Source organism: Streptomyces sp. CRN 30 (genome assembly GCF_034105845.1).
In genome coordinates, this window is the sequence record NZ_JAVRHI010000513.1 from 26,846 (window position 1) to 43,785 (window position 16,940).

A 16,940-nucleotide genomic window follows, 5' to 3' on the forward strand; every position below is an offset into this window, starting at 1 on the left:
CGGGCAGGGCCAGCCGCGCGAGGCCGGATCAGCCGTTGTAGGGCTGGGCCTTGATGATGCGCACGGAGGCCTTCTTGCCGTTCGGCAGCTCGTACTCCGCGTCCTCACCCACCTTGTGGCCGGTCACGCCCGAACCCAGCGGGGACTGCGGCGAGTAGGTCTCGATGTCGGCGCTCGCGTACTCGCGGGAGGCGAGCAGGAACGTCAGGGTGTCGTCCTCATCACCGTCGAAGGCGATCGTCACGACCATGCCGGGCGCCACGGCACCGTTCGCCGCGGGAGCCTCACCCACCTTGGCGGTCTCCAGGAGCTGGGTCAGCTGGCGCACGCGGAGCTCCTGCTTGCCCTGCTCCTCCTTGGCCGCGTGGTACCCGCCGTTCTCGCGCAGGTCCCCCTCCTCGCGCGCCGCGGCGATCTTGGCAGAGATCTCCGTGCGCGCAGGACCAGTAAGGTAGTCAAGCTCCTCCTTGAGCTTGTTGTACGCCTCCTGGGTCAGCCAGGTGACGTTCTCGCTGGTCTGGGTCACAGGTGCTCCTCGTCGGTACTGGGGATACAAAACATCGCCCTACCCAGAAACATGTTCCTTCACGGAAGGGCGAAACCACGAGCCTAACAATTGAGAGGCCAAAGAAGGAGGACATAAGCCACCGGAGTCGCATCGCCGCAGGTCAATAGCGGCGGATCCAGGTGGACGTCAGCCGGCGTGACAGCCGAGCAGCTCCGCAGTCGTGCCGCGGTCCTTGGTGCGCAGCGTGACGACCTCGTCGAAGCGGGTCCCGTCGCCGGAGAAGCGGAAGTCGGCCCGGCCGACCTCGGCGCCGTCCTCGGACTGCGAGCGCACGGTGCAGTAGCCGTTCACGCCGGAGTCCTTGTGGACCTCCAGGTGGACCTTGACCGACTCCTCGCCGGTCTCGAAGCTGATCACTTCGCCGCTGATCTCGTTCTGCGCGACGTAGTGGTAGCCGTACCAGCCGAGCAGTGCGAGGAGCAGGACACCGAGGACCGTGCCGACGAGCTTGAGCGTGCGGTCGGCCTGCGCGTCCGAGGAGCGGCCGTAGCGGCTCTCGGGCGGGCGCGTCGTCGCCGTACTCATGATCGTCCTCTCGGCCGGAACGGAACGGATGTCCCGAAAGGAGCACCGGAGCAGGACCCCGGAATTATTCGCCTCCCGATTCGGTCACTATAGAAGCCGCCGAACGCGCCGACCGACACGGGGCGCCGACTTAACCGAGGATCGAGTCTTGACTGACCAGCTGCGACTGATGGCCGTCCACGCCCACCCCGACGACGAGTCGAGCAAGGGCGCGGCCACCATGGCGAAGTACGTGTCCGAGGGGGTGGACGTGCTCGTGGTGACCTGCACGGGAGGGGAACGCGGCTCCATCCTCAACCCCAAGCTCCAGGGGGACCCGTACATCGAGGAGAACATCCACGAGGTGCGCAGGAAGGAGATGGACGAGGCACGCGAGATCCTGGGGGTCGAGCAGGAATGGCTCGGTTTCGTCGACTCGGGGCTGCCCGAGGGCGACCCGCTGCCGCCGCTGCCCGAGGGCTGCTTCGCTCTGGAGGACGTCGACAAGGCGGCCGGCGAGCTGGTGAGGAAGATCCGCGCCTTCCGTCCCCAGGTGATCACCACCTATGACGAGAACGGCGGCTACCCGCACCCCGACCACATCATGACCCACAAGATCACGATGGTGGCGTTCGAGGGGGCGACGGACACCGAGAAGTACCCGGAGAGCGAGTACGGCGCGGCGTACCAGCCGCTGAAGGTCTACTACAACCAGGGCTTCAACCGTCAGCGCACCGAGGCGCTGCACAACGCGATGCTGGAGCGCGGCCTGGAGTCGCCCTACGGGGACTGGCTGAAGCGCTGGTCCGAGATCGAGCGGGTGGAGCGCACGCTCACCACGCACGTCCCGTGCGCGGACTTCTTCGAGGTCCGCGACAAGGCGCTGATCGCGCACGCCACGCAGATCGATCCCGACGGCGGCTGGTTCCGGGTGCCGATGGACCTGCAGAAGGAGGTCTGGCCCACGGAGGAGTACGAGCTGGCGAAGTCCCTCGTCGACACTTCCCTCCCCGAGGACGACCTCTTCGCGGGCATCCGGGACAATGCCTGACATGAGCGTAAGCGCAAGCCTGGCAATGACGCATCTCGTCACCCTCGCCGAGGTGGACGAGGACAAGGTCACCCCCGGTGTCCTCGGCTTCGTCGTCTTCGCGGTGATGGCCGTCGCCGTGTGGTTCCTGATGAAGTCGATGAACCGGCACATGGGCAAGGTCGACTTCAAGGAGAGCGGCGAGGCGGAGCCGTCCGCCTCCGGCACTTCCGGCGACGGACGGGCCGGCTCCGGGGCGTGACCCCAGGGGCATGACCCGCGGGGCTGACCCGCGGGCCGTCCTCCGCGGGGCGTCACCTGGAGTGTGCGGCCGGTGACAGCGGCAGGTGGGCCGACTCCGGCCGCAGACGGCCGGAGTGGGCTCCCGCGAAGCCGTTGCCGTCCAGCTCCCCGGACAGCAGCCCCTCGGTGGCTGCCTCGTCGTCACGCCTGTTTCAGTTCCACTTCCACCCCCATCACCTCCCGCGCGTGCCGGTCGGGGACCATTCCCAGGCGCCATGCCTGCCAGCCCGCGTCGAGGTGGATGCCGCGTTCCAGGAGGAGGTGGAAGGTGTTCAGGACCTCGTCGAGGCGTTCGTCGCGGCTGGGGTGGCCGGTGCGGGAGAGCTGGGCCAGCTCCTCCTGGGCGACCGCCGTGCCGACCTCCACGCCGCCGGGTGCGGCGTAGGGCAGGAGCGTGCAGCGCAGGAAGCGGGCCCAGTCCTCGCCGCGGCGGTCGCCGTAGGAGGCGAACAGGGCCGCCGCCTCGTCGCACAGGGCGAGGGCCTGCGAGGTCCGGCCGTTGCCCGCGTCCACCACCGCCAGCTCCAGGCAGGTCCACGCCTCGCCGTGGGCGACGCCGATGCGCTGGAAGTCGGCGCGGGCGTCGACGAGGAGCTGGCGGGCGAAGCCGGAGTTGCGCAGCGAGCCGGTCTGCGCGGCGCGCTGGTCGCGAGTGACGCGGGCCGAGTGGTGCCGGGCACAGGCCAGGCCGTAGACGTCGCGCATCCGGGAGAACATCGTGCGGGAGCGCTCCAGCTCGCGGACGGCGCGGTCCAGGTCGCCGGTCTCCTCCAGGGCCTGGCCCAGGTAGTACAGGGTCCAGGCCTCGCCGCGCGCGTCCTCGTTGTCCCGGTGCCGGGCGACCGCGCCGCGCAGTTCGTCCACGGCCGGGGACGCGTCGCCCGCGACCAGCCGGGCCCGCGCCAGCTGGGTCAGCGCCCATGCCTCGCCGCGGGCGTCCTGCGTACGGCCGTAGAGACCGAGGGCGGCCCGCAGGTCGGCCTCCGCGCGGGGGACGTCGCCCCGGCGCAGATGGAGCTGGCCGAGTTGGAAGTGCGCCCACGCCTGACCGTGTACGGACTCGCCCGCGCGGTGCAGGACCAGGGACTCCCCGAGCAGGTCCCACGCCTCGGCGAGCCGGGCCCGGTCGCGCTGGACCGCCGCCAGTGCGTGCAGCGTCCACGCGCGGTCCGTGGCGAGGTCGGGCGCGGCCTGGAGGCCGAGCGCCTCGTGGAGCTTGGCCGCCGCGCCGGTCAGGTTGCCCTGGTGGTGCAGGGTGATGCCGAGCGAGGTCAGCGCGCGGGCCGCGCCCGCGTCGTGCTGGGCCTCCAGGTAGAGGTCGACGACGGAGGCCAGGGTGGTGCGGGCCTTGTCGAGTTCGCCGAGCTGACGGGCGGCGATGCCGGTGCGCCACTGCACCGAGCGGAGCAGCAGGCCCTGGTCGACGGCCTGCGCCAGTTCGTTGATCTCGCCCAGCCGGTAGAGGTCGCCGCGGAGCAGGCAGTAGTCGCAGAGCGCGCCCAGCAGGTTCAGGACCGCGCCCTGGTCGACGCCCTCGGCGTGCCGGAGCGTGGCCGTGATGAAGCTCGACTCGTCGTCCAGCCAGCGCAGCGCCTCGTCCAGGGAGGTGAAGCCGTGCGGCCCGAACCGGTCCGAGCGCGTCGACATGTTGCCGTCGACCAGGCGCAGCACCGAGTCGGCCAGTTCGCCGTAGTTGGCGATCAGCCGTTCCTGCGCGGCGGTCCGCTCGGCCGGTTCCTCCTCGTCGGCGAGGCGGGCCTGGGCGAAGCCGCGCACCACGTCGTGCAGGCGGTACCGGCTGCCCCGTACGTGGTCCAGGAGTCCCGCCCGGGACAGTGCGGTGAGCTGACGGGTCGCCTCCGCCTCGCCCGTGGCCAGCAGCGCGGCAGCGGCGGCGGCGCCCAGCGAGGTGCGCCCGGCCAGCGCGAGCCGGCGCAGCAGCCGGCGCGCGGGCTCCTGCTGGTCGGTGTAGCGCAGCCAGAGCGCCCGCTCGACCGGTTCCACGGGACCGTAGGCGCCGAGATCGGCGGCGAGGGCGCGCGGCGAGCGCGGACCGAGCGCGGAGCCCGCGATCCGCAGCGCCAGCGGCAGCCCGCCGCACAGGTCCCGGACGCGGTCGGCGGATTCGGCGTCGTAGGGCCCGTCGGTGTCCTCGGCGGCGGCCCGCAGCAGCTCCTCCGCGCCCGCCGCGTCGAGGGGCTCCACCGGCAGGTGGTGCACCCGCGCGGGCAGGTCCGCGGGCAGCTCCAGCGGCTGCCGGGCGGTGACCAGCACCAGGCTGTCGGACCGCTCGGGCACCAGGGCGCGCACCTGCTCCACATCGGCGGCGTCATCGAGGACGACCAGGACCGGTACGCCCGTCAGATGCTGGTGGTACAGCTCCCTCAACCGCCTGACCTGCTGGTCCGCCGACGTCCGCTCCCGGAACAGCAACTGCTCGCGGGGCGCGCCCAGCCGGTTCAGCAGATGCAGCAGGGCGTCCCGCGTGGGCAGCGGCGCCTCCTCGGGGGTGTCGCCGCGCAGATCGACGACGCAGGCGCCGCGGAAGTGGTCCCGCAGGTCGTGGGCGGCGCGCACGGCGAGCGTCGTACGGCCGCTGCCGGGCGCCCCGTGCAGCACCACGACCGTCGGCTTGGTCTCCGTGCTCGCGCGGGCCGACTGCACCCACTGCCGCAGCCGCGCCGTCTCCTGCCGCCGGCCCGCGAACGCGCCCTCCGCCACCGGGAGCTGGCCGAACGACTGCTCCAGCACCGTCCGCCCCCGGGCCGCCGCGCTCTTGTCGGCGCCGCGCAGCCGGGGCCCGGCCTTCGACGGACCGGTGGACGCGGCGAGGACCCGCTGCTGGTCGAGGAAGGGGCGGATGCCCCGTACCTCCAGCGCCGTCAGCCACTGCAGCCGCAGCTGCTCGGGCCCGCCCGGCTGGGCCACGGCGCCCGCCCGGTGGTGCGCGGCCGGCAGGTGCGAGCCGACGACCTTCACCACCGTCGCCGCCGCGCCGACCACGCCGACCGCCAGGCCCGCGCCGACCGCGGTGCCCGTGCCGGTGCCCAGCGCCACGTCGGCGACGACCGCCGCGACCGCCGCGACCCCGGCCACAAGGAGCGGGGTGCCGGCGCCCTCGCGGGCGTAGCGCTGGCGGAAGGTGAGCTGCCCGGCCTCGGCCTCGTCCAGGGCCCGGGTGTAGGCGTCGTACTCCTCCGCCGACGTGCGCGCCATCGAGTCGAGGGCGCCGCGCGCCCGGGACAGCAGCACAGCTCCGTCGGTGCGGCCGCCGGTGCGCCGCACCTCTTCCTCCACGGCCCGTACCAGCAGCCGTTCGGCCTCCGCCCGATGACTGTCGCGCATCTCCCGTCCCCCTCCGACGGCGCCGGTCGCGTCTGCGCGCCCCGGCCCATCTACGGGTCCTTCCCCGGTTGACGAGCGGTCAAATGCGCGAGGGTGTGAACGCCCTGCGGAGAGGCCCTGCGGAGAGGCACTGGGCGGAGGCACTGCGCGGAGGCCCGGCGGTGTGCCGTCCGGCGCGGCGCGGGTACTGGGGCAGGATGGACCCCATGGCGAACCGACTGGCCCGCGAGACCTCCCCCTACCTGCTCCAGCACGCCGACAACCCCGTCGACTGGTGGCCCTGGTCGGACGGGGCGTTCGAGGAGGCCCGGCGCCGGGACGTGCCGGTGCTGCTCAGCGTCGGGTACTCCAGCTGCCACTGGTGCCACGTCATGGCCCACGAGTCCTTCGAGGACCGAGCCACCGCCGACTTCCTCAACTCGCACTTCGTCAGCGTCAAGGTGGACCGCGAGGAGCGGCCCGACGTCGACGCCGTGTACATGGAGGCCGTGCAGGCGGCGACCGGGCAGGGCGGCTGGCCGATGACGGTGTTCCTCACGCCGGACGCCGAACCGTTCTACTTCGGTACGTACTTCCCGCCCGCGCCCCGCCAGGGCATGCCCTCCTTCCGGCAGGTCCTGGCCGGCGTCCACCAGGCGTGGACCGACCGGCGCGGCGAGGTCACCGAGGTCGCCGGGAAGATCGTCCAGGACCTCGCCGGACGGGAGATCTCCTACGGCGACGCGCAGGCCCCCGGCGAGGCCGAGCTGGGGCAGGCGCTGCTCGGGCTGACCCGGGAGTACGACCCGCAGCGCGGCGGGTTCGGCGGGGCCCCGAAGTTCCCGCCGTCGATGGTGATCGAGTTCCTGCTGCGCCACCACGCCCGCACCGGCGCCGAGGGCGCCCTGGAGATGGCGCGGGACACCTGCGAGCGGATGGCCCGGGGCGGGATCTACGACCAGCTGGGCGGGGGGTTCGCGCGGTACTCGGTGGACCGCGAGTGGATCGTGCCCCACTTCGAGAAGATGCTGTACGACAACGCGCTGCTGTGCCGGGTCTACGCGGACCTGTGGCGTTCCACCGGCTCCGACCTCGCGCGTCGGACCGCCCTGGAGACCGCCGACTTCCTCGTCCGCGACCTGCGCACCGCCGAGGGCGGATTCGCCTCCGCGCTCGACGCCGACAGCGACGACGGCACCGGCAGGCACGTCGAGGGCGCCTACTACGCCTGGACGCCCGCGCAGCTCGCCGAGGTCCTCGGTGAGGACGACGCGCGGCTGGCCGCCCAGTACTACGGCGTGACCGAGGAAGGCACCTTCGAGCACGGCACCTCGGTGCTCCAGCTCCCGCAGCACGAGGGCGTGTTCGACGCCGAGCGCGTCCTGTCCGTACGGGACCGGCTGCTCGCGGCGCGCGCGGAGCGGCCCGCGCCCGGCCGGGACGACAAGGTCGTCGCCGCCTGGAACGGCCTCGCGATCGCCGCGCTCGCCGAGACCGGCGCGTACTTCGACCGGCCCGACCTGGTCGACGCCGCCGTCGCCGCGGCCGACCTGCTGGTCCGGCTGCACCTCGACGACCAGGGCCGGCTCACCCGCACCAGCAAGGACGGACGTGCCGGTGGCAACGCGGGCGTGCTGGAGGACTACGCGGACGTCGCCGAGGGTTTCCTCGCGCTCGCCTCCGTCACCGGGGAGGGCGTCTGGCTCGACTTCGCGGGGCTCCTCCTCGACCACGTGCTCACCCGGTTCAGCGGGACGGACGGGACGCTGTACGACACGGCGGCGGACGCCGAGCGGCTGATCCGCCGGCCCCAGGACCCCACGGACAACGCGACGCCGTCCGGGTGGACGGCGGCGGCGGGGGCGCTGCTGACGTACGCCGCGCACACCGGGTCCGCGCCGCACCGGGAGGCGGCGGAGCGGGCGCTCGGCGTGGTGAAGGCGCTGGGGCCGCGCGTGCCGCGGTTCGTGGGGTGGGGGCTGGCGGTGGCGGAGGCGTACCTCGACGGGCCGCGGGAGGTCGCGGTGGTCGGACCCGCGGGCGACGAGGCCACGCTGCGGCTGCACCGGGCGGCGCTGCTCGGTACGGCGCCGGGGGTGGCCGTCGCCGTCGGGGAGGCGGGGAGTGACGAGTTCCCGCTGCTGGCGGACCGGCCGCTGGTGGGGGGCGCGGCTGCGGCGTACGTCTGCCGGGACTTCGCCTGCCAGGCGCCGACCACCGAGGTGGAGGAGCTGCGGTCCGCGCTTCGGTGACGGGTGCGTGGGGGTTGAGCGCGCCGTTCCCCGCGCCCCTTAGGGGGCGCTTTCGGCGGGCGTCGGTGTGTTTTCGTACGGAGCGTTGACGACCGAGGCTCCGCGCTTCGGTGACGGGTGCGTGGGGGCTGAGCGCGCCCGCGCGGCGGAGCCGCACATGTCACAGCCCCGCGCCCCTTACGGGGCGCTTCAGCGGGCGTCGGTGTGTTTGCGCACGATCGCTTCCAGTTGTTCGTGGTGGGCGCCGCGCCAGTAGGCGCGGCCGCACTCCTCGCACTGGGCGAAGACGTCGTACGTCTGCTGCGTGCCGCTCTCCAGGCGGTCCGCGACCTCCTCCTTGGTGGCCGCGCGCAGAAGGCCGTTGCAGGCCGTGCAGCGGGTCCAGGGGGACAGGGCGGGGGCGAAGCGGTCCAGGACGTCGGTGAGCTGGTCGTCGGGGCGCGTGCTGTAGACGTACGCGCCGGACCAGAGCTCGCGGCGGCGCAGCAGGCCGCGGTCGCGGCTGAGCAGGACGCGGCGTTCGGCGGCCGACCGGGCGGCGAGCGCGGGGTCGCCGATGTCGGTGGACTCGTAGGCGGCGTCCACGCCGAGCAGCCGCAGACGGCGGGCGAGCGTGCCGAGGTGGACGTCGAGGAGGAAGCGGAGCGGGGCGCCCGGCACCCGCTGGGGGCGGGCCACGGGGCGGACGGTCACCGACTCGCCCGGCACCGGGAGGTGCGCCGGCGCCACCGTGCCGCCGTCCACGAGCAGGGTGCCGACCTCGGTCAGCGGGACGCCGAGGGACTCCACGACGTGGCCCAGCGTGGAGACGCCGTCGACGGGGGCCGGGACGGTGCCGTCCCGGCGCGCCCGGGGGACGAAGACGTGCAGCTCGGGGGCGAACTCGACGGTGATCTCAGTGCCGTTCACCCGGTCAGCATGGCACGCCCTGCGATCGTCACGCGTGCTGGTACGCCACCAGGGAGATCCCCACGTAGTGGGCGATGAACGCGGCCAGCGTGAAGGAGTGGAAGACCTCGTGGAAGCCGAACCAGCGGGGTGACGGGTTCGGGCGCTTGATGCCGTAGACGACGCCGCCGACGCTGTAGAGCACGCCGCCCACGATCACCAGGACGAGGACCGCGATGCCGCCGGTGTGCATGAAGTCCGGCAGGTAGAAGACGGCCGCCCAGCCCATGGCGATGTAGCAGGGCGTGTACAGCCAGCGCGGGGCGCCGACCCAGAAGACGCGGAAGGCGATGCCCGCCGCGGCGGCGCCCCAGACGCCCCACAGCAGCCACTGGCCCTTGGCCTCCGGCAGCAACAGCATGGTGAGCGGGGTGTACGTGCCCGCGATGATCAGGAAGATGTTGGCGTGGTCGAGGCGGCGCAGGACACCGTCCATGCGCGGACTCCAGTTGCCCCGGTGGTACAGGGCGCTGACCCCGAACAGCAGGCACGCCGTCAGGACGTAGATCCCGCAGGCGAGCCGGCCCCGGGAGGAGTCGGCGAGGGCGGTGAGCACGAGACCCGCGATGAGCACGGCCGGGAACATCCCGAGATGCAGCCAACCGCGGAGCTTGGGCTTGACCGGATGCGGCAGGTTGAGCGCCACGGGGCCGCGGCCGGCGGCCGGGGAGTCCGTGTGCGCGTCGGAGGCGGACGCAGTCATGCGCGGCATCGTACCTACGGAACCGTAAGTTACGCGTCAGTACAGCCTCGCGCATCACTGCTTCAGGCCATGATCTCACGCGCGGCCGGACGGCCCGTCAGGTAAAAGGAGAGCCAGGAGCACTCAATGTGTGCGCAAAGAAACAGAGAGGTACGCGGAGATACGCCGAGGTGCGTGGCGATCCTCACGCCGCTCAGGTGTGCGGCCCTCTGGACAGATGGGCGGAGGCATCGGATGATCAAATGAGTGCGGTCGGCACCGGATGAGCGCCCAGGGTGGTCGCGGGGCAAGCGTCCGGGTCGCAGCCCCCACGGGGCCTCCATCACCACATCCCCCTCGAAGGAGCAATCGTGGCGCTCGACATCGCGGCTATCCCCGTCCCCACCAGGCACCAGGAGCTGATCTCGTGGGTGCACGAGATCGCCGAACTGACCCAGCCGGACAGCGTGGTCTGGTGCGACGGATCCGAGGCCGAGTACGAGCGGCTCTGCGAGGAACTGGTGGCGAAGGGCACCTTCCGCGGGCTCGACCCGATCAAGCGGCCGAATTCCTACTACGCCGCCTCCGACCCCACCGACGTCGCCCGCGTGGAGGACCGGACGTTCATCTGCTCCGCGAAGGAGGAGGACGCCGGTCCCACCAACCACTGGAAGGACCCCGCGGAGATGCGGGAGACCTTCACCGGGGAGAACGGCCTGTTCCGCGGGTCGATGCGCGGCCGGACCATGTACGTCGTCCCGTTCTGCATGGGACCGCTCGGCTCCCCGCTGTCCGCTCTCGGCGTCGAGATCACCGACTCGGCGTACGTCGCCGTCTCGATGCGGACGATGACCCGCATGGGCCGGCCGGTCCTCGACGAACTGGGCGACTCCGGGTTCTTCGTCAAGGCCGTGCACACCCTCGGCGCCCCGCTGGAGCCGGGGCAGGCGGACGTCCCCTGGCCGTGCAACAGCACCAAGTACATCTCGCACTTCCCCGAGGACCGCGAGATCTGGTCCTACGGCTCCGGCTACGGCGGCAACGCCCTGCTCGGCAAGAAGTGCTACGCCCTGCGCATCGCCTCCGTGATGGCCCGTGACGAGGGCTGGCTCGCCGAGCACATGCTGATCCTGAAGCTGACGCCGCCGCGCGGTGCGTCGAAGTACGTCGCCGCCGCCTTCCCCTCCGCCTGCGGCAAGACGAACCTGGCCATGCTGGAGCCGACGATCCCCGGCTGGACCGTCGAGACGATCGGCGACGACATCGCCTGGATGCGGTTCGGCGAGGACGGGCGGCTGTACGCGATCAACCCCGAGGCCGGGTTCTTCGGCGTCGCGCCCGGCACCGGCGAGCACACCAACGCCAACGCGATGAAGACGCTGTGGGGCAACTCCGTCTTCACCAACGTCGCCCTCACCGACGACGGAGACGTGTGGTGGGAGGGGATGACCGAGGAGACCCCGGCCCACCTCACGGACTGGAAGGGCAACGACTGGACGCCCGACTCGGGCACCCCGGCGGCCCACCCCAACGCCCGCTTCACCACCCCCGCCGCGCAGTGCCCGATCATCGCGCCCGAGTGGGAGGACCCGAGGGGCGTGCCGATCTCCGCGATCCTCTTCGGCGGCCGGCGTGCCACCGCCGTGCCCCTGGTCACCGAGTCCTTCGACTGGAACCACGGCGTCTTCCTCGGCGCCAACGTGGCCTCCGAGAAGACCGCCGCCGCCGAGGGCAAGGTCGGCGAACTGCGCCGCGACCCGTTCGCGATGCTGCCGTTCTGCGGCTACAACATGGGCGACTACATGGGCCACTGGGTGGACGTCGCCAAGGGCAAGGACCAGGCGAAGCTGCCGAAGATCTACTACGTCAACTGGTTCCGCAAGGACGACGACGGCCGGTTCGTCTGGCCCGGCTTCGGTGAGAACGGGCGGGTCCTGAAGTGGATCGTCGAGCGGCTGGAGGGCAGGGCCGAGGGCGTCGAGACGCCGATCGGCGTGCTGCCGGCCAAGGGCGCGCTGGACACGGAGGGGCTGGACCTGTCCGACGCCGATCTGGACTTCCTGCTGACCGTCGACAACGAGGTCTGGCGGGAGGAGGCGGCGCTGGTCCCCGAGCACCTGGACACCTTCGGCGAGCACACGCCGAAGGAGCTGTGGGAGGAGTACCGGGCGCTGGTGCGGCGCCTGGGGTGAGCGCCTGCTGAGTTTCGCGGACGGTCCGACCCGCTCTGATCCGCGGTGTCGTCACGAAGGCCGGACGTGAAGGGGGTGCCCTTCCGCTTCAGTAGCTCGATGTCCCGGGGCGGAGGGGGACCGTGAACGGGCCGGCTCTCCGCACAACGGCGTGCGGGGGCCGGCCCATCGGTGTGTTGTTGATCGACGTGGGGGGTGCCCCTATGACTTTGGTCAAGGGGTGGTGGAGTGCGGGCGCGTCGTGGCTCGTCGCGCCCACGCCGCGGAGCCGCGTATGTCACAGCCCCGCGCCCCATACGGGGCGCTCGTTCGTGGCGCCCGGTCCGCGCGTCGCTGCGGGTGCGCGCGGACCGGGGCCGTGCGGGAGAGCCCGGGGGCTCAGTGGGCGGCGAGTTCGCGGGGCTCCAGGGCCGCCGCGTGGGCGTCCATGCGCTCGGCGGTGAGGATCGCCGCCGCCGTGTCCGCGCGGGACGCCGCCACGACCAGGGCCCGGCCCGCGAGGGTGTGGGCCCGGCGGTGCAGGGCGGCGAGGTGCGGTGTGTCCTGGGCCGCGGTCAGCGGGACACGGGCCGGCGCGTGGCCGTCCCGCAGCCGGGCCACCTGACCGGCGAGCCGCTCGGCCGCCGTGTCCAGGTCCTCGCCGGGGGCGAGGGCCCGCAGTTCGTCCGTGACCGCGAGCAGGGCGGCGAGATGGCCCGCGAGCTGGATGTCCAGCTCCTCCTCGCGGGAACGGTGCGGGTAGTCCGGATTCGGACCGTCGGCCACCGTGCTGTGGACCGACTTGGTACGGATCGGTTCGTACATGGATGGCCTCCTGAACTGCTTCCAGGAAAGCATCCTACATTGGATTCATTCTAAAGTTGAGTCGCTTCGGGAAAAGGTGGCGAGCCAGGGGTCAGTGCTGGCCGTAGCCCTCCAGGAAGTGGCCGATGCGGCCCACCGCGTCCCGCAGGTCCACCACCGACGGCAGCGTCACCACCCGGAAGTGGTCCGGCTCCGGCCAGTTGAAGCCCGTGCCGTGGACGACCATGATCTTCTCCTGGCGGAGCAGGTCGAGGACCATCTGCCGGTCGTCCTTGATCTTGAAGACCTTGGGGTCCAGGCGCGGGAACAGGTACAGCGCCCCCTTCGGCTTCACACACGTCACGCCCGGAATCCGCGTCAGCAGCTCGTACGCCGTGTCGCGCTGCTCGCGCAGCCGTCCGCCCGGCAGCACCAGGTCCGTGATGGTCTGCCGCCCGCTGAGCGCGGCGACCACCCCGTGCTGGCCCGGCATGTTGGCGCACAGCCGCATGTTCGCCAGGATCGTCAGGCCCTCGATGTAGGACTCGGCGTGCGCGCGCGGACCGGAGACCGACATCCAGCCGACCCGGTACCCGGCCACCCGGTACGCCTTCGACATGCCGTTGAAGGTGAGCGTCAGCAGGTCCGGGGCGACCGACGCGGTCGGGACGTGCGTGGCGTCGTCGTAGAGGATCTTGTCGTAGATCTCGTCCGAGCAGACCAGCAGGTTGTGGCGGCGGGCGATGTCCGTCAGCCCCCGCAGCAGCTCCTCGTCGTACACCGCGCCCGTGGGGTTGTTCGGGTTGATGATGACGATCGCCTTGGTGCGGTCGGTGACCTTCCGCTCGATGTCGGCGAGGTCCGGCATCCAGTCGGCCTGCTCGTCGCAGCGGTAGTGCACGGCCGTGCCGCCGGAGAGCGAGACGGCCGCCGTCCACAGCGGGTAGTCCGGCGCCGGGACGAGGACCTCGTCGCCGTCGTCCAGCAGCCCCTGCATCGCCATCACGATCAGCTCGGAGACGCCGTTGCCGATGAAGACGTGCTCGACGTCGGTCTCGATGCCCAGGGTCTGGTTGTGCATGACGACCGCGCGGCGCGCGGCCAGCAGCCCCTTGGCGTCGCCGTAGCCGTGCGCCGTCGAGACGTTGCGGAGGATGTCCTCCAGAATCTCGGGCGGGCACTCGAAGCCGAAGGCGGCTGGGTTGCCGGTGTTCAGCTTCAGGATGCGGTGACCGGCCGCTTCCAGCCGCATCGCCTCCTCGAGGACCGGGCCCCGGATCTCGTAACCGACGTTGGCGAGCTTGGTCGACTGGATCACCTGCATGACGGTGAGCTTACGGCCCGGTCACGACCCATGGGCCGTGTTCTCCACCACGTGGGACGAGCGTTTTGCCCCGTTCGGTACCGGCGTCCTGCGCACCGACCGCCCCGCCAGCACGTCCGTCCGGCGGCCGTCCTCGATCACGAAGCGGCCGTCGACCAGGACGTGCGGGATGCCCGTGGGCAGGCGGCGCGGGGTGTCGAAGGTCGAGCCCGCCGCCACCGTCGCCGGGTCGAAGAGGACCAGGTCGGCCCGGTGGCCCTCGCGGACCAGGCCCCGGTCGGGCAGCCGCAGCCGGGCCGCAGGCCGGGACGTGAGGTGGGCCACGCACTCCTCCAGGGAGAGCACGCCCAGCTCGCGGACGTAGTGGCCGAGGTAGTGCGGGAAGGTGCCGTAGGCGCGCGGGTGGGGCTTGGCGCCCTGGAGGATGCCGTCCGAGCCGCCGGTGTGCACCCGGTGGCGCATGATCGCGCGGACGTTCTCCTCGTGGCCGACGTGCTGGAGGATGGTCGGCGCGAGGCGGTCGGCGAGGAGCAGCCGGCGGGCCGTCGTCCACGGGGTCTCGCCGCGCAGCCGCGCCGACTCGGCGACCGTGCGGCCGACGTACTCCGTCAGCGCCGGGTCGTTGACGCCGGAGATCTCGATCGTGTCCCACTCCATGGGCACGCCGTGGCAGCCGTCGGAGCCGGTCACCTCCAGGTGGTGCCGGACGCGCTCGGCGGTGGCGTCGTCCGCCAGCCGCTCCAGGACGCGCTCCGGGCCGCCCTCGCTCGCCCAGCTCGGCAGCATCGCCACGAGCGTCGTGCAGCCGGGGGTGTAGGGGTAGGTGTCGAGCGTGATGTCGGCGCCGGACGCGAGCGCCTCGTCCAGCAGCGTCAGCAGCTCGGGCGCCCGGCCCTTGTTGACGCCGAAGTTCATGGTGGCGTGCGCCAGGTGCAGCGGGCAGCCCGCCTCCCGGGTCAGCTCCACCATCTCCTGGTACGCCGCCAGGGCGCCCGCCCCGTACGAGCGGTGGTGCGGGCAGTAGTAGCCGCCGTACTCGGCCACCACCCGGCACAGCTCGGTCAGCTCGGCGTCTTTCGCGTACATGCCCGGTGTGTAAGTCAGCCCCGACGACAGGCCCACCGCGCCCTGCTGGAGCCCCTCGGCGACCAGCCGCCGCATGTGCGCCAGCTCGGCGTCGGTCGCCTCCCGGTCCTCCCAGCCGACGGCGAGCGCCCGGACCGTGCCCTGCGGGATCAGGTACGCGGCGTTGACCGCGATACCCCGGTCGAGGCGGTCCAGGTACTCGCCGACCGAGCGCCAGTCGAAGTCGATGTCGTCGCCGGGGCCGTTCCACCCGGCGATGGCGCCGCGCACCTCGGCGAGCGTGCGGTCGTCGACCGGCGCGTACGACAGTCCGTCCTGGCCGATGACCTCCAGGGTCACGCCCTGCGCGGCCTTCGCGCTGTGGTCGGGGTCGCGCAGCAGCGCCAGATCGCTGTGGGCGTGCATGTCGATGAAGCCGGGGGAGAGGACCAGCCCTTCGGCGTCGAGTCCGCGCCGGGCGGTGGGCCGCTGGCAGCCGGCCCCCGCGGCCTCCTTGACGATCGACACGATCCGGCCGCCGTCGACCACGACGTCCGCCCGGTAGGAGGGACCACCGGAGCCGTCCACGACCTCCGCGTCCCGGATGACCAGCTCTTCCATCTTCGCGAGGCCCTCTCTAGAAGAACGTACGGATGTAGTCGACGACCGTGCCGTCCGCCTCGGCGACCGGGATCAGCTGCCACTTGTCGAACGACGTGCAGGGGTGGGACAGGCCCATGCCGACCCAGTCGCCGACCTCCAGCTCCGCCCCGGGGGCCGTGCGCAGCCAGGCATGCTGGTCGGAGAGGCCGGTCACCTCGATCCCCGTGGCCGGGCGCTCGGCGCCGTCCGCGCCGCGCACCGCCTGCGCGAAGGGGAGGTGGAGGTCGTAGGCGGCGTCGCGCTTGCCCGCGTTGGTGAACGCCTGCTCGGGGGAGGGCCGGGAGACGACCTGGCTCCACAGGCGGAACGCCGGCTCCAGGGCGCCCTCCTCGGGGACCCGGTTGAACGGGGTGATCTCGCGGTAGTGGCCGTCGTCGTGCGAGACGTACGCCCCCGAGCGCAGCAGCTTGAGCACGGGGAGGGAGAGGCCGGGGAGCTCCGCGAAGACGTCGGCGACCGCGTCGAACCAGGCGCTGCCGCCCGCGCTGACCACGATGTCGTCGATGCCCGCGAACCGGCCGGCCTTGTCGAAGCCGGCCGCGAGGGCGACCAGGCGGCGCAGCCACGCGCGCACCTTCTCCGGGTCGGCGTCCGGCACCTCGCCCTCGTAGCCGGCGACGCCCACCAGCCGCAGCGACCCGGCGGCGGCGACCGCGTCGGCGACCGCCGCGCACTCCGCCTCGGTGCGTACGCCGGTCCGGGCGCCCTCGCCCGCCGCCAGCTCCACGACGACGTCCAGCGGCCGGGTGGCGCCCGCCTCCGTCAGCGCCGCGTCCATCAGCTCCGCGCCGCGCACCGAGTCGACGTAGGTGATCAGACGGAACTCCGGGTCGGCGGCCTGCTCGGCGGCGATCCAGCGCAGGGCGGCGGCGTCGACGAGTTCGTTGGCGAGGAAGATCCGCCGGATGCCGAAGGCGCGGGCGACCCGCACCTGGTGCGGGACGGCCAGGGTGATGCCCCACGCGCCGTGCTCGATCTGCCGGTGGAAGAGCCGCGGGGCCATCGAGGTCTTGCCGTGCGGCGCGAAGGCCAGTCCGTGCCGCGCCGAGTACGTCTCCATCAGCGCGAGGTTGTGCGCGAGGCGCTCGGCGGACAGGGCCAGTACGGGGGTGGTGAAGCCGCCGGTGAAGAGGTTGCGGCGCTGACCGGCCAGTTCGGCGACGGTCAGTCCGTACGCGTCCGGCGGGAGGCCCTTGAAACGGTGGTCGACAGGGTCCTCGGCCAGCTGGGCGAGGGCTTCGATACCGGTGTCGAGGGCCATGGAGCCTCCCTGGTCAGGCATGTTGCATTCTCTGCAACAGC

13 protein-coding genes are annotated in these 16,940 nt (G+C 72.3%); 4 read left to right on the plus strand and 9 right to left on the minus strand.

Annotated features, from left to right (window positions below):
- Positions 1-28: 28 nt before the first annotated feature.
- Positions 29-526: a transcription elongation factor GreA gene (gene greA / locus UW392_RS59690; RefSeq protein ID WP_320783884.1), complete on the minus strand. Its 498-nt coding sequence runs from the start codon at positions 524-526 to the stop codon at positions 29-31.
- Between the two features lie 168 nt (positions 527-694).
- A complete protein-coding gene (locus UW392_RS59695) occupies positions 695-1,093 on the minus strand; it encodes a DUF4307 domain-containing protein (protein ID WP_320783885.1) in 399 nt (132 codons plus the stop codon).
- A gap of 169 nt (positions 1,094-1,262) precedes the next feature.
- On the opposite strand from UW392_RS59695, the gene mca reads away from it, so the two are divergent.
- Positions 1,263-2,123: a mycothiol conjugate amidase Mca gene (gene mca, locus UW392_RS59700; protein WP_320783943.1), complete on the plus strand. Its 861-nt coding sequence runs from the start codon at positions 1,263-1,265 to the stop codon at positions 2,121-2,123.
- The gene (locus UW392_RS59705) at positions 2,116-2,364 is read left to right on the plus strand and encodes a hypothetical protein (RefSeq protein ID WP_320783886.1); all 249 of its coding nucleotides are present in this window, start codon (positions 2,116-2,118) and stop codon (positions 2,362-2,364) included. Before mca ends, UW392_RS59705 begins: the two co-directional genes overlap by 8 nt.
- A gap of 182 nt (positions 2,365-2,546) precedes the next feature.
- On the opposite strand, the gene UW392_RS59710 is transcribed toward UW392_RS59705, so the two are convergent.
- Positions 2,547-5,750: a tetratricopeptide repeat protein gene (locus UW392_RS59710; protein WP_320783887.1), complete on the minus strand. Its 3,204-nt coding sequence runs from the start codon at positions 5,748-5,750 to the stop codon at positions 2,547-2,549.
- 206 nt (positions 5,751-5,956) lie between these two features.
- Here UW392_RS59710 and UW392_RS59715 point away from each other — a divergent pair, with 206 nt between their 5' ends.
- Positions 5,957-7,981 carry a thioredoxin domain-containing protein gene (locus UW392_RS59715; protein WP_320783888.1) on the plus strand — a complete coding sequence of 675 codons (2,025 nt, stop codon included), beginning with the start codon at positions 5,957-5,959 and terminating at the stop codon, positions 7,979-7,981.
- Positions 7,982-8,170: 189 nt separating this feature from the next.
- Here UW392_RS59715 and UW392_RS59720 read toward each other — a convergent pair whose 3' ends face one another.
- Positions 8,171-8,890 (minus strand): Mut7-C RNAse domain-containing protein, encoded by a 720-nt coding sequence (locus tag UW392_RS59720; RefSeq protein ID WP_320783889.1) that lies wholly within the window; start codon positions 8,888-8,890, stop codon positions 8,171-8,173.
- Positions 8,891-8,918: 28 nt separating this feature from the next.
- On the minus strand, positions 8,919-9,632 hold the full coding sequence (trhA, locus tag UW392_RS59725; protein WP_320783890.1) for a PAQR family membrane homeostasis protein TrhA: 714 nt from the start codon (positions 9,630-9,632) through the stop codon (positions 8,919-8,921).
- A gap of 350 nt (positions 9,633-9,982) precedes the next feature.
- Between trhA and UW392_RS59730 the strand changes: the two genes are divergently transcribed.
- Positions 9,983-11,803, plus strand: coding sequence for a phosphoenolpyruvate carboxykinase (GTP) (locus UW392_RS59730; RefSeq protein ID WP_320783891.1), 1,821 nt, complete (start codon positions 9,983-9,985; stop codon positions 11,801-11,803).
- Positions 11,804-12,181: 378 nt separating this feature from the next.
- Here UW392_RS59730 and UW392_RS59735 read toward each other — a convergent pair whose 3' ends face one another.
- The 4 genes from UW392_RS59735 to UW392_RS59750 all read right to left on the minus strand — a co-directional run bounded on the left by UW392_RS59735 (position 12,182) and on the right by UW392_RS59750 (position 16,899).
- Positions 12,182-12,607 carry a hypothetical protein gene (locus UW392_RS59735; protein WP_320783892.1) on the minus strand — a complete coding sequence of 142 codons (426 nt, stop codon included), beginning with the start codon at positions 12,605-12,607 and terminating at the stop codon, positions 12,182-12,184.
- A 91-nt stretch (positions 12,608-12,698) separates the two neighbouring features.
- Positions 12,699-13,910, minus strand: coding sequence for a pyridoxal phosphate-dependent aminotransferase (locus UW392_RS59740; protein WP_320783893.1), 1,212 nt, complete (start codon positions 13,908-13,910; stop codon positions 12,699-12,701).
- 21 nt (positions 13,911-13,931) lie between these two features.
- Positions 13,932-15,596 carry a D-aminoacylase gene (locus tag UW392_RS59745; protein WP_320783894.1) on the minus strand — a complete coding sequence of 555 codons (1,665 nt, stop codon included), beginning with the start codon at positions 15,594-15,596 and terminating at the stop codon, positions 13,932-13,934.
- A gap of 16 nt (positions 15,597-15,612) precedes the next feature.
- Positions 15,613-16,899, minus strand: a complete 1,287-nt coding sequence (locus tag UW392_RS59750) for an alanine racemase (RefSeq protein WP_320783944.1) — start codon at positions 16,897-16,899, stop codon at positions 15,613-15,615.
- Between the last annotated feature and the right edge of the window lie 41 nt (positions 16,900-16,940).

Coding starts and splice junctions, on each gene's coding strand:
- UW392_RS59695 (WP_320783885.1), bottom strand. CDS start 1,093: ATGAGTACGGCGACGACGCGCCCGCCCGAGAGCCGCTACGGCCGCTCC.
- mca (WP_320783943.1), top strand. CDS start 1,263: ATGGCCGTCCACGCCCACCCCGACGACGAGTCGAGCAAGGGCGCGGCC.
- UW392_RS59705 (WP_320783886.1), top strand. CDS start 2,116: ATGCCTGACATGAGCGTAAGCGCAAGCCTGGCAATGACGCATCTCGTC.
- UW392_RS59710 (WP_320783887.1), bottom strand. CDS start 5,750: ATGCGCGACAGTCATCGGGCGGAGGCCGAACGGCTGCTGGTACGGGCC.
- UW392_RS59715 (WP_320783888.1), top strand. CDS start 5,957: ATGGCGAACCGACTGGCCCGCGAGACCTCCCCCTACCTGCTCCAGCAC.
- trhA (WP_320783890.1), bottom strand. CDS start 9,632: ATGACTGCGTCCGCCTCCGACGCGCACACGGACTCCCCGGCCGCCGGC.
- UW392_RS59735 (WP_320783892.1), bottom strand. CDS start 12,607: ATGTACGAACCGATCCGTACCAAGTCGGTCCACAGCACGGTGGCCGAC.
- UW392_RS59740 (WP_320783893.1), bottom strand. CDS start 13,910: ATGCAGGTGATCCAGTCGACCAAGCTCGCCAACGTCGGTTACGAGATC.
- UW392_RS59745 (WP_320783894.1), bottom strand. CDS start 15,596: ATGGAAGAGCTGGTCATCCGGGACGCGGAGGTCGTGGACGGCTCCGGT.
- UW392_RS59750 (WP_320783944.1), bottom strand. CDS start 16,899: ATGGCCCTCGACACCGGTATCGAAGCCCTCGCCCAGCTGGCCGAGGAC.